We start from the raw sequence: 15118 nt of genomic DNA on the forward strand, positions 1-15118 counted from the left end.
TATTGTTGAGGTAAAAAACCTTTTAAACAACGCTTAATGAAACTTTTCACCTTTCATTTTTAATCTAAAATTGAGCATTTTTCACCCCTTGATGTATTATTGATGTATTGATATATTTTCAATAACCAATCCTTTTAGAGAGCTTTAAATACGATTATTTCAATTATCAACTCAATTACTGAAATAATCTACACTCCGCCCTAGTGATTACAAGCAACCAACAATTGTAAACACTTATAAAACTCTAGAATGATGAAACATCTACTAAATGAAAAACTCAGAACAGTTATGTTACTATGCCTGCTCACTTTCACTTACACAACCTACTCTCAAACCTTATTATGGTCAGACGAATTCAATGGATCACAACTCGATGAATCCATTTGGACTTATGCTATTGGTGATGGCTGTGCTGAAGGTATCTGCGGCTGGGGTAACCAGGAGCTTCAGACATATACTAATAGCAATACGTCTATTGTAAATGGAAAACTAGTTATCACTGCTCGTAGAGAAAATGTTGCTGGTAAGGAATTCACATCTGCCAGACTTCTTACCAAAGACAAAGTCAGCGTGAAATATGGCCGTGTAGAAGCGAGTATTAAGCTTCCAAATATGAACAATGGTCTTTGGCCTGCGTTCTGGATGCTTGGTGATGGCAACAGATGGCCTTACACTGGAGAAATAGACATCATGGAAGCAGGTTTCAACGCCATGTCTACAGATGTCAATGCAGTGGCAAAAGCCAACGTCTTCTGGAGAGCGGAAGACGCAGGTGTAACTGGCAACCTTCAGTATGGCAATGAGGATGAATTTAAATACGATGCTTTTGTAGAAGCGGGTAAAGGACTTCATGAGGACTATTTTGTCTATCGCGTAGATTGGACACCTACTGGCATGACAGCTTATGTTTTAGAAACAGACGCCAACAACAATCCAATTGAATCGACCGCACACGAAGTATTTACAATCCCGAATACACCAACCTTCGAAAGTGAATTTTTCTCTGATGACAACTTCTATATTTTATTGAATATGGCAGTAGGTGGATGGCTTCCTTTCTCTTCTGCTGAAAACACATCAGCCAACGTAACTGCACTTCCTAATGCAGGAAGTGAGGCAGAAATGATGGTTGAATATGTAAGAGTTTACAACCTTGATGGTAATGGCGAAGTAACGCTTGGTAACGTGGAAGAAGAATTGCTTAGTGCTAATGGCTTTGGAATTTTCTCTGACGGAACTACAACAGACAATGAGTTGAATTTCGGAGTAGACGCTGAGCTATTCCTTTGGGAAGATGCAGCAGCACCTGAAATCATTTTAAATACAGTAACCAGTCCTTACGGTAGCGAAGGATATGATATCACCTTCCCTGCGAACCAATGGGCAGGAATGACACTCAACAGCTCAGATGTATTGAATCTGGCAAATTATTCCGGCGGATCTCTTCGTTTTAAAATCAACACTTCCTCACAAGAACCTTTCAGAATAGCTATGGAAAGCTCAGGAGGATCTGCCGGAGTTAACTTCCTTGCAGGCGAAGAAAAATACGGGCTGGTAAGAGATGGACAATGGCATGACGTGGAGATACCTATAGAGCTATTGGTGACTAACTTCCAGCAGGTCTTCTCTCCATTTGTAATCAGCAATGTAGAAAACAATAATCCAGCTGCTACCTCTCAGATGTTGATCGATGAGATTTATATCTCATCCCAACCAGCAAGTGAGTCCAACAAATACGTTCCTGCTCAAGGTAACTATGGATTATTCACTTCTTCGCAAGTGGCTGATGAATTTACTTTAGGAACAGATGGCGATATCTATGTTTGGGAACAAACTTTGATTGACGGACCTTCTGAAACGTATAATGGACAACCTGCACTTAGTTACGCTACGAATAACTTAGGCTGGTTTGGGTTTGGATTTACAGCTGATCAAATTCATGACTTATCAGCGTTTGAAGGAGGTAATTTGCATTTAGCAATGAAGTCATCTGCTACAGAAACGCTTAATCTGAGTGTTAATCTTGGATTAGCTGCGGGAACAATCATCTTTGAATCTGGAAATGATCCTTATGGGTTTGCTCGAGATGGACAGTGGCATGAGCTGACCATTCCATTAGCGGATTTCAATGGCCTGAATTTATCAGGTGTAGAAACACTTTTCAGCATCAATGGTACAGGAAACATCGCGAATCTGGCAATTGCAGATGTATATTTCGAATATACAGGCACCAACCAACCTGTATTGACAACTATCAATGTTTCCCCGTCCAACGCAACCATCGAAGAGGGTTCTAACCAGCAGTTTACCGCTCAGGCATTTGATCAAAATGGTGATCCAATGAGTACTTCCTTCTCCTGGTCTTCAACTGGAGGATCTATTAACTCCAATGGTTTATTCTCTGGATCTTCAACTGGAAACTTTACTGTTACAGCAAGCAGTTCTGGAGTTCAAGGAACGGCGAATATTACTGTGAATCAGGTTGCCTCAGGAATTACTTTACCTGGAACTGTTCAAGTAGAAGATTACACCAACTATTTTGACACTTCAGCTGGAAACAGTGGTGGCGCATACAGAAATGACGATGTAGATATTGAAGCAACAGGAGATGCTAATGGAGGATATAACATCGGATGGACAGATGCAGGCGAATGGCTGGAATATGATATCAATGCTACTGCTTCTTCAGGAGTTTACGACATCAATGCAAGAATGGCTTCCCCTTCTGGAACTGGTCAAATTCATATTGAAATAGATGGTGTGGACGTTACTGGCCCAATCAATGCTCAGAATACAGGCAGCTGGCAGTCTTACGCTACAATAACTGCTGAAAACGTATCCATCGCTTCAGGTAATCACACCATGAGAATTGTTATTGATGCAGCAGGCTTCAATATCAACTATGTAGAAGCTATAGAATCTCAAGTGCAGCAGCCTGTGCTTACTTCTATCGTTGTGAGTCCGAACAACCCAACTATCGATGAGGGACAAACTCAGCAATTCTCTGCTCAAAGTTATGATCAAAATGGCCAACCAATGACAGCCAGTATTAACTGGTCAACCAATGGTGGATCCATTAGCGGAAGTGGTTTATTTACAAGCTCTTCTGCAGGTAGCTTTACTATTACAGCTTCAAGTGGCAGCATTTCAGGAAGTGCCTCCATCACCGTTAATGCAGTATCCGCAGGCTGGACTTTACCAGGACGTGTTGAAGCAGAAAACTACAATGCCGGTGGTCAAAACGTAGGATATTTTGACACATCTGCAGGAAATACTGGTGGTGCTTTCAGAAGCGATGATGTAGATATTGAAAATGCAGGTGATGCAGAAGGTCTATACAATGTTGGCTGGACTGAAGCTGGTGAATGGTTAGCTTATGACATCAGCTCAACAGCAGGAACTTACGACGTAAACTTTAGAGTAGCTTCTGCAAATGGAAGTGGTTCATTGAGAATCGAGATCGATGGGTCTGATGTTTCTGGAACAGTATCTGTACCAAATACCGGCGGATGGCAAAGCTATCAGGACGTAACTGTTCAATCGGTAAATATCCCTCAAGGCGCTCATGAACTTCGTGTGGTATTCATCAGTGCAGGAATCAACCTTAATTACATGGATTTCTCTGAAGTAGCATCTGCTGGGTGTGGTGATGAAGGACCTAACGGAGACTATTCTACCAGCATTTCAAGTGATAGTAACAATCCAACAATCACTTTCATACCAGGCTATACAGGAATTGGTGATAACATTGTTATCCTGTATTACGGAACGAGTGCAACTGGACCATATCCTGGATATGTAGTAACGCCAAATACTCCATTCCAACTGAATGCTTCTAATGGACAAACGGTCAATTACTACTTCACTTACAGTGTACCAGAAGGTGGTGAACGCAACTCAGCAGGAAGTCCTCATAGCTTTACAGTAGGTAACTGCGGAAGTGGTGCAAGAATGAGTAACGAAACAATTTCTTCTTCATCTATTGATGTTACGATTTACCCGAATCCAGCACAAAATGATATCTATTTGAATCTTGGAGAATCAAGCTTCCAAAAACTGGAAGTAATAGATATGACTGGAAGAAAAATAAGCGATAAAGTCATTGAATCGAACGTAGTAGACCTGAATATCACAAAACTACAATCAGGTCACTACATGATTCGATTATCAGGTCAGGACGGGACGATCACTAAGCGCTTCTTCAAACAAGACTAATCTGTCTGCAGTCTTGGGTTAAGATTAGACGACCCGTCTAAACAAGTAGCCCCGTAAGATGAAAATCTTCGGGGCTATATTTTTTTTCAACATTCCTGCCTTCATTTGAAATTTCAGCAATAACTAGCTTTATCATAGGTGTAATATTGTAAATATGGTAAATAATGTAAGTATGTAGGTATAAGGATGTCTTATCAAATATTATTCTTCATAATGGTTTCATAACTTTTTGTTCAACCAAAAATGAAACCCTATGAAAAAAGTACTCACACTTTTCATGATGCTTGGAATATTCCTGCATCAATTCAATTCAAATGCTCAAATTCTGCAATCATGCGATCAATGGGCCAACACCTCCGTTAACGGATATAACATCTACAACAATATCTGGGGAGCAAACGGAGGCTCGCAATGCATGACGGCTTATGCAGAAGATGACTGGTATGTAGACGCTAATCACACCGGTGGTGGTATCAAGTCCTACCCAAATTCTGAGAAACAGCTTAGTGTCAATGTAGACAACATGGGACAGATAAGCTCCTCATTTAACGTCAGTAGACCATCAGGAGGCTCCTATAGCTCAGCGTATGATATCTGGTATGACAACTATGCCTATGAAATCATGCTTTGGATGAATTACACAGGAAGTGTCGGCCCTATATCTTACAATTACGGATGTAATGGGTATCCGAGCACGGCTTGTCCTGAAGCGACCAATGTCAATGTAGGTGGGCATACCTGGAATATCTATCGAGGTAACAATGGCGGCAATGAAGTCTTTTCGTTTCTCCGAACCAGCAACACCAATTCTGGAACTGTTGACATCACAGCGATCTCCCAGTGGTTGAGAAACAATGGTTGGTTCGGTAATGCCAACTTACACAGTATTCAGTTCGGGTTTGAAATCACGAATACTTCAGGAACACAACGATTTGAAATCAATGATTTCTCTGTTAATACGGGTTCTGGAGGTGGTTCTTCATCTTACGTTCAGTTTAGGAATAGAAATACCGGTTTATACCTCGATGGAATGGGACGTACAACCAATGGAGCAGCAGTTGGTCAATACGGCAATACATCTCATGTCAATTCACAGTGGGAACTCGTTTCTCAAGGAGGCAATTACTACCAATTGAGAAATAGAGGCACTGGTCTTTATCTCGATGGCATGGGAAGAACAACCAATGGATCGGACTGTGGTCAATGGAGCAACACGACTCTTTACAATTCACATTGGGAACTGCTTCAGTACAGCGGCAATTACTATCGCCTTAGAAACAGAACAACTGGTTTATACCTGGATGGCATGGGAAGGACCTCCAATGGATCTAATTGTGGACAATGGAGCAATACTACACATCCCAACGCCCAATGGGAAATGATTAACTCTTCCGGATCAAGAGAAGATTTGAGCATTGTAGCCATGGGTGCCAAAAATGAACCAATCCTCCTCTATCCAAATCCAGCACAACACGATATCCATTTGAATCTTGAAGAGTCAAGCTTCCAAAAAATGGAAGTAATTGATATGACTGGAAGAAAAATAAGCGATAAAGCCATTGAATCTAACGTGGTAGACCTGAATATAACAAACCTAAAATCAGGGCACTACATGATTCGGTTATCAGGTCAAGACGGAACGATCACTAAGCGCTTCTTCAAACAAGACTAATCTGTCTGCAGTCTTGGGTTAAGATTAGACGACCCGTCTAAACAAGTAGCTCCATAAGATGAAAATCTTCGGGGCTATCTTTTTTGGTATGCTTTCACTGATGAAAAATAGACCCAACCAATAAAAAACAACTGCAAAGGCACTCGAAACCATAGGTAGTTTAATCCTGGCCCATCCAACTCTCCCGTCTGATAGTTCACCTCGTTTAATGCTGCATAAACATTAGCAGGAAGTACAGCTATTAAGAATAGAATCAACCCCACTCCTACTTTCTTTGATAGTTGAGGAATCAATAACCCGATACCAAGCAAGATTTCAAGAAATCCTGTTATCCAGACTATTAATTCTCGCTGCGGCACGAAATCAGGAAGCATCTGAGCCATTCCCTCGGCAAACATAAAGTGCCCCAAAGCTGTGAAACACAACATGCTCATCATGGCTACTCTACCAGCAACAGGAAGGTTAAATTGTCTAGTTCTCACTTTCATAATAATAGCTACCAGACCAAAAGTGATGAGCAAAACAAAAAGTGGTTTCATGTGTTTTTTTGAGGCAAAAAAGAAAAATGACCAAGCCTCTGACAAGCAAAAGTGAATTCAAACCTGTTTCTTGAGGTGTGAAACCTATTAAAAACCAGTTCAGACCAAATGTTTCTGCATAGGTTATCAAATGTTGATTTGAGCTTCAACATGACAAAACAGTACCATCCCCTCCATTATTAAATAGTAGGTTTAGCAAAGCATTATACCTGATATTATGAAAACTATTGTTTGCTTTATTCTTTTAATAAGTTCACACTTAGTCCACGCTCAAGACCCTAGTTTCTACATTTTTCTTTGTTTCGGACAGTCCAACATGGAAGGACAAGGAACCATTGAAAGCCAGGATAGAACGGTTGACGATCGTTTTCAGGTATTCCAGAGCCTCGACTGTTCTAATTTAAGCAGAGAAAAAGGCAAATGGTATCCAGCTGTTCCGCCATTAACTCGGTGCTGGACCAGACTGTCCCCTGCTGATTATTTTGGTAGAACACTGGTCAACAATCTACCCGATCACATTAGAATAGGCATCATCAACGTTTCTGTTGGTGGCTGCAGACTGGAACTGTTTGACAAAGACATCTATGAAAGCTATACCAACACCTATCAGGAAGATTGGTTTCAAAACACCATAGCTGAATACGAAGGAAACCCGTATCAATACCTTGTTAATCTGACCAAAGAAGCCCAGAAAGACGGTGTGGTCAAAGGAATATTGCTACATCAGGGAGAATCAAACAATGGCGATGCACAATGGCCAAACAAAGTCAAAAAGATTTATAATGATCTGGTGGCAGATCTTGAACTCAACCCTGACCAAACACCACTACTGGCAGGAGAATTGGTTCATGAAGATCAGAATGGGCAACTCGCAGGAATGAACGACATCATCAACCAGTTACCTCAAGTGCTGGACAATTCATATGTTATTTCATCAAGTGGATGCACTGACCAGGAAGACAACATCCACTTCAACGCAGAAGGTTACCGAGAAATGGGTAAACGGTATGCAGAAAAAATGCTTGAGTTACTCGACCCGGCAAGCACACCTCTAAGCACACATCTCGATGCTTCTCAAATTCTAAAACCAACGTATCCTAATCCAGCAGAAGAATCCACAACATTCCACTTCATTCTTAGAGAGCCGACCTATGTTACTCTTAGTCTTTTGGATTTGGCTGGTAAAGAGGTAGACATCATCACGACTGGAGAATACACCAAGGGATCACATGCAATTAACTACAACCTTAGCAAGCAGAAATCAGGAACATACATTTATCAACTGAAGACGAGTGATGGCATGGAGCAACAAAAAATCATTATCAAATAATGGTTCAAGCTTGTTGTCTAGATGCTTGAAAGGATTAGCTTTGAAGCTCCGTTTTGAAAGTATTTATTTCCGTTTAGTTATTGATTGATTTTAACAATCCATCATGACAAAAACGATTCGTAAGACCTATCCTAAAGACTTTAGCATTGGAGTCTTAATCATCATCTTTACTTGTGTTTTCTTTCTCGCCGGCCAACTATTTGAGAAACACCAACCCAACCTAAGCGGCTTTCTTAGTATGTATGTAGCTTACTTTTTAGTAAGCCTGGCCGTTTTGATCATGATATTGATCCTATGGGAAGAAATACTATTTCCAATCACAATAAAACCTGAAGGTGATGGACTCATTTTTAGAAACCACCGAACTAAGCTCAAAATACAGGCCATAATATACTTGTCTATACCAGCAATAGTGGTTTTCATCTACTTCAATTTTGAAGTTAATACATTCCGCTTTTTCGGTTGGGCAGCAGTCTGCATGATTTTACCAGTTATTGCCAAATTGATCTCTGGCATCAACAATTACAATAACTTTCTCACACTAACCAGTTCGTACATTGAATACAAAAACAATGCGTTGGAGGGCAAAATACCATTATCAGATATACAATCAATGGAGATTAGCAAGGATGCTAAGGGGTTACATCAAAAGTTGATCCTGGAGTTGAAGTCTGGAGATCCTTTGACTATTGATATGGATGAAATGGAATTGGAAGATTTCTACGAAGCGATTGATGACTATATCGCTGAACAATATAAATCAATACTTAAGTAAATAGCCCTTAAATGGGCTTTTCTAGAGAATATGAAATATTTTCAATTCTTAATGTAACTATTTTTATTACAATTAAGTTAAAGAAGTATATTTGCATCAACAATGAGTAACACACGCTTTGCAACGGCTCTACACATCTTAACACTTCTGGCTGATAAAGACGAAGAATGGATGAGATCCGAATGGATGGCAGGCAGCATCAACATCAATCCGGTGATTGTGCGCAAAGAATTGAGTGTACTCAATGAAGCAGGTTTTGTGATTAGCAGAAAAGGGAAAGACGGTGGTTTTAAACTTAGTAAGCCTAGCTCGGAGATAACACTTGCTGAAATCTACTTGACTGTTAAAAACGCTGATGTACTGGGGAAACGAAATCAAAACCCTAATCCTAAATGCCCAATAGGCAAGGACATCAACAAACAATTAGATCATCTTTTCATGGAAATTGATTATTCTGTAGAAGACAAACTAAAAGGAAAAACTTTGAAAAATTTCGTGGAGCAATTCCATTGATATTTTTTTATCCATATATGTAACATTTTTTATTACAATTAAATAAAAACAAAAGATCATATGAAAATCGGAATCACAGGAGCTACAGGACAACTAGGAAGTATTGTAGTAGAACAATTAAAAGGAAAAACAGACGCAGCGAATTTGGTCGCATTGGTTCGTTCACCAGAGAAAGTAGAAGGCATAGAAGCTAGAGCATTTGATTATGACAAACCAGAACTATTACCAGAATCATTAAAAGGAATCGACAAATTATTACTGATTTCTGGTAATGAGATTGGTCAGCGAGCAAGACAGCATGAGAACATTATCAAAGCTGCTAAAGAAGCTGGAGTTCAATCCATTGTATACACCAGCATCCTTCATGCTGATGAGTCCACTATCAGTCTTGCGGGCGAACACTTAGCAACAGAAAAATTATTAGCCGATTCAGGAATTACACATACCATTTTAAGAAACGGATGGTATACTGAGAACTATACAGCATCCATCCCACCGTCTATAGAAGCTGGAGCATTTATTGGCAGTGCTGGTGATGGCAAAATTGCCTCAGCAACACGTACGGACTTTGCTGAAGCAGCCGCTGTTGTCTTGACTTCCGCAGGACATGATGGAAAAGTATATGAATTAGCTGGAGATGAAGCTTATACTTTATCTGATTTAGCAGCAGAAATCTCTAAGCAAACCGGCAAAGACATTCCTTATGCAAACCTACCAGAAGAAGAATATAGCAAAGCACTGAAAGGCTTTGGCTTACCAGATGCATTTGCTGATGCAATCGCTAACTGGGACGTGAGCGCTTCCCAAGGAGACTTATTTGATGATAGTAAAACATTATCAAGCTTAATCGGCCGACCAACTACTCCTCTATCAGAGGCAGTAAAAGCAGTATTGGCTTAAGCCAGAAACAGTAGTTGTTGAATAGAAAACCACCCCGAAAGAGGTGGTTTTTTTTATTGCAAAACTCTATATTAATTACCCAGATAGAATGAGAATCCAGCTTTCAAAGCAAGAGTACCAATCACTATTCGCTCATTATCCTCATTATCTTCCTTCTCCTTGTAAGTAAAGGAATTGAATCCTGCCAAAAGATCAAATGTTGCGTGTTCTCCCAGAGGTACTGCAACACCTACACCTCCTCCTATGCTTGTAAGTGCAGTTTTTGATTCCTCTTCATCTGTCAAAGTATCGTAATTCCATTCATACTTCGATTTAATGGTTCCAAAAGAGCTATTCACTTCAAAATATGGTAAGACAGCCCCCGCTGGGATATAATAACGTAAGAAAGGCCCCACTCCGAACAAAGTCTGGGAGCTCGTAAAGTCAATCTCTCCATCTTTCGAAGAACTATACGAAAGTGATAAATCTATACCAGCAGCAAAGTTTTCAGCTATTAAAAAACCAATCTTTGGAGTCATATTTATACTTGACGTTTTATCCGGATCGGGCTCATCATATCCAGCTGCATCACTTTTATATGAAATACTTGAGATACTGGTGTTCATGAATTCTGAATTAGAACCCACACTACTGAAATTGGTTGAGAGGCCTAACAAGACATTTCCCTGCTCTGTTTGAGCAACCGTTTTTCCTAAACCTACGGTCAGGATAGCAATCATTACAACTGTTAATTTTTTCATATCACTTTTAATTTATTTTTATTTAAAACCTTTTCAAAAACAACCTATCAGTTCTCAAACCTTCCATCGAACCAACGCTTAATTGAACCATACTCAGGAAAATACTTGAATAGGTTATCATGAGTTACTAGATGATATCTCCCATTAATCATTAGTTCAAGCACTACTGAGGATCCATCCATTATGGCAATTCCAGATTCTCTTACGGAACTCCTTTCATTCAAAAAATTGGAGGATTTTAAAATGTTAGTCCGTTTTATTCTGCTTTGCATATAATCAAACTCAATTTTGGGAAGCCACTTACACTGCTGAGTTAACAGTTTATCTTCGAAATGTTTAAATATGACCAAGCAACTATCGCCATAATAAGTTACAGAATGAATTACCCAAACCCTGTTCCAAGCATCAGTCTCAGTTAAACGAACCATTTCAAGAGTATCATTATATATTGGTTCTTCTCCCAAGGTTTCCAAGGCAAAACCAAACTCATTCAACTGAAGTTTTACAACCAATTCATGTTGATAATCATTTTCATCTAACCTCGAAGTATCAATTCTATCTCTTGAAATGGTTAATTCTGATGGGAATAGATCATTCGGTGGAGTATTCAATATTTTCTGATCGTCCCTATCCTTACCCGCATGCATCCATTTGTAAAACCAGTGAGTTGTATCCAATCGATCATTACACATGGATTGGGCTTGCACCATGATATTGAGCATAAGAAAACACATGAAAAAGATAATTCTCATCATCATAAATCATTCACCTCCACCAATTCAAACTTCAATAGCTGACCAGCATAGTTTTTATAAACCATCTTGATAAATCCATAATCTGGGTGAAACCAATAGTTGTGGGTAGAAGTACCAAATGTGGCTGAACCTATACCATAAATATGCCAGGCGTCCACATTTCCCAATTCCAATTCAACTAGTTCATATCCTATTACCTCATAAGAATTTTCTAATCGAGAATCTGCCCAAACTCCCCAACCTTCATAAATACTCAGCCCACTTGACCAGGTCTTACCTGCCTCTAATGGCAAATTCACTGAAGGAAATGGAGCTACTTCTGTAAAGGTGTATTGGTTGTCGCGAAATGGATGCATCCAAACATGATCAACTGATTCAATGATACCGGTAGTGGTTTTTGCCGTCCAGTGAGCAATCTCCGGATTTAGTGAGTATTCCTTATAAAAATCAATTTGAGTACTATCATAGGCATATTGCATAGTGATTTCATCCTGACTCTCAGGCTGATAATCCCATGCATTGCCATTAACCACCACTCGGATTAGCTCATTGGAAATCTGATTGTATTCCTCATCCCAATACTTGGCAGAATAAATAAATTCTCTGCAAGGCTTAAAAATATGACGGAGATTCTCATTCTCAATTTGCCCATTCGAATCGCAATCCACCGCTTCAAATGTTGACTTTTGGCTACACTGAGTACTTATAATCGCAATGATGGGGAATAGCAATAGTTTCTTCATGGTTATCATTCTGGCTTATCTGGTTCTTTATCAATATTCCATTTTCCCTAAACCTACTTTCTTCCGACGCTTATTCAATTCATCCGGGTCTTCAACGGGGTAGAGCTCTTGTTGTCCATTAACCATTCTTGATTGCGTTCCATAAAGCTGTTTTTCACCCTGTTCCACCAGGATCCGATCCTGCATGGTGGCCATGGCAGTCAAATCAGACTCCCCAGCTTCAGCAGAGGCTTTCAACAATGGAAAATACTTTTCTCTAACTAAATGATCTTGAGCGTGTTGTATCGTTAAAAACAACGCTCGATTTGCCTCCACTCCTACCTCACTTTTACCCAGCCATCCATATTGATCAATAATGAACTGTACTTTATGCAGAGCTATTGAATCGAACTTCATGATCGCATGGTTCAACGAGTCCATTTGCGGTGATTTAAATCCGTAATCTCTTATGGTTGGCATTACATGATTTCTAAGCTCGATGCTACCCAACTCGAGCTGCTCTAATTCCACTCGGATGGAACCTAAATTTTGGCTGTAACCAATCAAGGTTGTTAGTGAAATAAGAACAACCATAATAGCATTTAACAGAGGTCTAAATTGAATCACAAGAATGACTTTATTTCTTCTACAGTTGGATTTACAGCCAGTATTGTTCCGGATTGATCGATTAAGAACTGACCTCCACCAGCATTATCAATATTGTACTTACTCCAAATATCATTTTCCGCATTTAGTTCGATATATACAGGCCATGGATATTGATACTTTTTTACCGCCTTTTCATATTCAGATATATTCCTGATACCTCCTAATACAGCAAATACCTCAAACCCTTTATTTCCGAGTTCTTCATATTCACTCTTTATAGATAAGCTTTTCTTGATACAGAATCCACACCATGGTGACCACAGATCAATAAGTATAATATTGTTTTTACCCACTAATTCCGACGCCAAATGGCTTTTTCCAAGACTGTCTAAAACCGAAAATTCCCTATAACTACCTCCAACTCGAACCTTTTTCATTGATTCAAGTCGTAGTGTCACATCCATAGTATACGGGTGTGTTGGGAACTCACTTCCAAAATGTGAAACTACCTCCATAAGGTTTTCGGGAAAATGACCATTGAAATCATTGTATTTCAAGAGATCAATTAATTGGGCATAGGCGAACACATTGTTTTTAAGTTTAAAATACTTGAGCATCCAATTAATTTCTTGATCACGAAGTGAATCAAGTTGATTATTCACAGACTGCATTAAAACTGAATCAGATTCATCAACTGAGTCCAGCTTTTCATACAACTCACCATATGAATCTCTAAAAGCTTCTCGATCAAGCTTTTGAAATTCCTTAAGTTGATTGAGAGCTGAACTTCCCTTAGTAATATTTTTCTCCCACTGCTTTAGAGGATACAATTCAAACTCTATAGTATCAACTTCAGGTATAAACGGAATTGGTCTTGAGATATATTTTTCATCTTGAAATACGAGTTCATACTGAATCTCATTCTCTGGCTTATTGAACTCAAAATAGAAGGTACTATCCTGATTTATCGGAATTGAAATATTCTGATATCTCCTATCATCACCAGATTTCACAAGTAAAAGTGTATCGCTATTTCTTTGATGAACTTTTCCTATTAAAGTGATTTTTTGATTAACCGCTTCTTGTTGACATCCATATCCCAGAGTTGCAACAACTATCAAGACAAGTAAGAAAAACTTCATTTAAATTAATTAATCAAGGCTTATTTATCGAATATAGAAAATCCACTATTACCGACCAAACTAACCGGTAATAGTGAACTTAATTATACTTAATACTTATTATATCCGCCTTTCTTAAAATTCTTCATCATTTTACCAAACTTCTTATCCTTTCGTCGCTTATCAACAGCAGATGTTTCAAAATATGCCTTCTCACGCATCATTCGTTGGTAATTGGTGTAAGACGCTTCATCCAAATCTCCGCCTTCTAGTGCCTCCAATACAGCACAACCTAGTTCCGATAAATGTTTACAATCCTTAAATCGGCACTGTTCAGCTAGCTCAGAAATTGATTCGAAGGTCATTCCTATTCCTTCAGCAGCGTCAGCAATTCCTACCTCTCTCATTCCTGGATTATCAATAAGAATTCCTCCTCCTGGCAAAAAATGCATTTCTCGATGAGTTGTCACATGCTTTCCTCTATTGATACTCTTGCTAATAGCAGAAGTCTTCATCACCTCATTTCCTATCAGTTTATTTACCAAAGTGGATTTACCAACTCCTGATGATCCAAGCAAACAAGAGGTTTTCCCTGAACTGATGAGCTTTTGAACTTTATCAATCCCTATCAAAGTTTCAGCGCTAATGGCTATGACATCAACTTCAGCATGTCGATGTTTCACCGTATTGATCAACTCATCAAGTTGTTGCGCTTCCAATAGATCAACTTTGCTTAGCAATACAATTGGTCTCACACCACCAGAATGGCAAATAGTGAGATAGCGTTCAATTCGGTTAACACTAAAATCTCGATCTACTGCCTGTACCAAAAAGGCATAATCGATATTCGCAGCGATGATTTGCTTTTCACCATGCTTACCTACAGACTGCCTTTCCAAGCAGGATTTCCTTGGATAAATAGCATGGATCAAAGCTCTATCATCATATAAGGAGATGGCTACCCAATCCCCAACTGAAGGAAAATCAGCTCTACTTTTAGCAGTAAAACGTAGGTTACCCAGTATCTCAGCTTCATATTCACCTTCAGCAGTTTTTACCTCGTAGCGCTCCTTATGTTCGGCAATTACACGAGCTACCTTAAATGTATCAAGGCTATTTTCAATTCTATAATTTTCTAAAAAGGATGTATACCCGATATCTTCTAAAGTCATTTCTGTCTTCTATTTTGGAGTGATTTCACACTCGTAGTATTAAAAAAATTAGATA

At 39.2% G+C, this 15118-nt stretch carries 13 protein-coding genes; 6 read left to right on the forward strand and 7 right to left on the reverse strand.

Annotated features, from left to right (window positions below):
- Nucleotides 1-249: 249 nt before the first annotated feature.
- The gene (locus NXS00_RS06420; RefSeq protein WP_258098301.1) at nt 250-4215 is read left to right on the forward strand and encodes a carbohydrate-binding protein; all 3966 of its coding nucleotides are present in this window, start codon (nt 250-252) and stop codon (nt 4213-4215) included.
- 253 nt (nt 4216-4468) lie between these two features.
- Entirely contained in the window at nt 4469-5887 is a 1419-nt protein-coding gene (locus NXS00_RS06425; protein ID WP_258098302.1) for an RICIN domain-containing protein, read from the forward strand.
- A 74-nt stretch (nt 5888-5961) separates the two neighbouring features.
- Here NXS00_RS06425 and NXS00_RS06430 read toward each other — a convergent pair whose 3' ends face one another.
- Nucleotides 5962-6426, reverse strand: coding sequence for a DoxX family protein (locus NXS00_RS06430; RefSeq protein WP_258098303.1), 465 nt, complete (start codon nt 6424-6426; stop codon nt 5962-5964).
- A 217-nt stretch (nt 6427-6643) separates the two neighbouring features.
- Here NXS00_RS06430 and NXS00_RS06435 point away from each other — a divergent pair, with 217 nt between their 5' ends.
- The 4 genes from NXS00_RS06435 (at nt 6644) to NXS00_RS06455 (ending at nt 9944) form a co-directional block, all read left to right on the forward strand.
- Nucleotides 6644-7756: a sialate O-acetylesterase gene (locus NXS00_RS06435; RefSeq protein WP_308708668.1), complete on the forward strand. Its 1113-nt coding sequence runs from the start codon at nt 6644-6646 to the stop codon at nt 7754-7756.
- Nucleotides 7757-7859: 103 nt separating this feature from the next.
- A complete protein-coding gene (locus NXS00_RS06445; protein WP_258098304.1) occupies nt 7860-8531 on the forward strand; it encodes a heavy metal transporter in 672 nt (223 codons plus the stop codon).
- Nucleotides 8532-8633: 102 nt separating this feature from the next.
- A complete protein-coding gene (locus NXS00_RS06450) occupies nt 8634-9044 on the forward strand; it encodes an Rrf2 family transcriptional regulator (RefSeq protein ID WP_258098305.1) in 411 nt (136 codons plus the stop codon).
- A gap of 60 nt (nt 9045-9104) precedes the next feature.
- Entirely contained in the window at nt 9105-9944 is an 840-nt protein-coding gene (locus NXS00_RS06455) for an SDR family oxidoreductase (RefSeq protein WP_258098306.1), read from the forward strand.
- A gap of 71 nt (nt 9945-10015) precedes the next feature.
- Here the strand turns inward: NXS00_RS06455 and NXS00_RS06460 are convergent, their stop codons facing one another.
- From NXS00_RS06460 to rsgA, 6 genes are all read right to left on the reverse strand, one after another.
- Entirely contained in the window at nt 10016-10684 is a 669-nt protein-coding gene (locus NXS00_RS06460) for an outer membrane beta-barrel protein (protein ID WP_258098307.1), read from the reverse strand.
- Nucleotides 10685-10731: 47 nt separating this feature from the next.
- Nucleotides 10732-11406 (reverse strand): hypothetical protein, encoded by a 675-nt coding sequence (locus NXS00_RS06465; RefSeq protein WP_258098308.1) that lies wholly within the window; start codon nt 11404-11406, stop codon nt 10732-10734.
- A gap of 32 nt (nt 11407-11438) precedes the next feature.
- Nucleotides 11439-12182: a hypothetical protein gene (locus tag NXS00_RS06470; RefSeq protein WP_258098309.1), complete on the reverse strand. Its 744-nt coding sequence runs from the start codon at nt 12180-12182 to the stop codon at nt 11439-11441.
- A 30-nt stretch (nt 12183-12212) separates the two neighbouring features.
- Nucleotides 12213-12755: a DUF6624 domain-containing protein gene (locus NXS00_RS06475; protein ID WP_258098310.1), complete on the reverse strand. Its 543-nt coding sequence runs from the start codon at nt 12753-12755 to the stop codon at nt 12213-12215.
- A 29-nt stretch (nt 12756-12784) separates the two neighbouring features.
- Complete coding sequence (locus NXS00_RS06480; RefSeq protein ID WP_258098311.1) at nt 12785-13912, reverse strand: peroxiredoxin family protein; 1128 nt, start codon at nt 13910-13912, stop codon at nt 12785-12787.
- An 89-nt stretch (nt 13913-14001) separates the two neighbouring features.
- The gene (gene rsgA / locus NXS00_RS06485; RefSeq protein ID WP_258098312.1) at nt 14002-15063 is read right to left on the reverse strand and encodes a ribosome small subunit-dependent GTPase A; all 1062 of its coding nucleotides are present in this window, start codon (nt 15061-15063) and stop codon (nt 14002-14004) included.
- Nucleotides 15064-15118 lie beyond the last annotated feature (55 nt).

This window comes from Marinoscillum pacificum (assembly GCF_024714495.1).
Taxonomy (GTDB): domain Bacteria; phylum Bacteroidota; class Bacteroidia; order Cytophagales; family Cyclobacteriaceae; genus Marinoscillum; species Marinoscillum pacificum.

Bases quoted from the DNA above. Each gene is read 5' to 3' on its own strand.
- NXS00_RS06420 (WP_258098301.1), top strand. From the start codon at position 250: ATGATGAAACATCTACTAAATGAAAAACTCAGAACAGTTATGTTACTA.
- NXS00_RS06425 (WP_258098302.1), top strand. From the start codon at position 4,469: ATGAAAAAAGTACTCACACTTTTCATGATGCTTGGAATATTCCTGCAT.
- NXS00_RS06430 (WP_258098303.1), bottom strand. From the start codon at position 6,426: ATGAAACCACTTTTTGTTTTGCTCATCACTTTTGGTCTGGTAGCTATT.
- NXS00_RS06435 (WP_308708668.1), top strand. From the start codon at position 6,644: ATGAAAACTATTGTTTGCTTTATTCTTTTAATAAGTTCACACTTAGTC.
- NXS00_RS06445 (WP_258098304.1), top strand. From the start codon at position 7,860: ATGACAAAAACGATTCGTAAGACCTATCCTAAAGACTTTAGCATTGGA.
- NXS00_RS06450 (WP_258098305.1), top strand. From the start codon at position 8,634: ATGAGTAACACACGCTTTGCAACGGCTCTACACATCTTAACACTTCTG.
- NXS00_RS06455 (WP_258098306.1), top strand. From the start codon at position 9,105: ATGAAAATCGGAATCACAGGAGCTACAGGACAACTAGGAAGTATTGTA.
- NXS00_RS06460 (WP_258098307.1), bottom strand. From the start codon at position 10,684: ATGAAAAAATTAACAGTTGTAATGATTGCTATCCTGACCGTAGGTTTA.
- NXS00_RS06465 (WP_258098308.1), bottom strand. From the start codon at position 11,406: ATGCTCAATATCATGGTGCAAGCCCAATCCATGTGTAATGATCGATTG.
- NXS00_RS06470 (WP_258098309.1), bottom strand. From the start codon at position 12,182: ATGAAGAAACTATTGCTATTCCCCATCATTGCGATTATAAGTACTCAG.
- NXS00_RS06475 (WP_258098310.1), bottom strand. From the start codon at position 12,755: ATGGTTGTTCTTATTTCACTAACAACCTTGATTGGTTACAGCCAAAAT.
- NXS00_RS06480 (WP_258098311.1), bottom strand. From the start codon at position 13,912: ATGAAGTTTTTCTTACTTGTCTTGATAGTTGTTGCAACTCTGGGATAT.
- rsgA (WP_258098312.1), bottom strand. From the start codon at position 15,063: ATGACTTTAGAAGATATCGGGTATACATCCTTTTTAGAAAATTATAGA.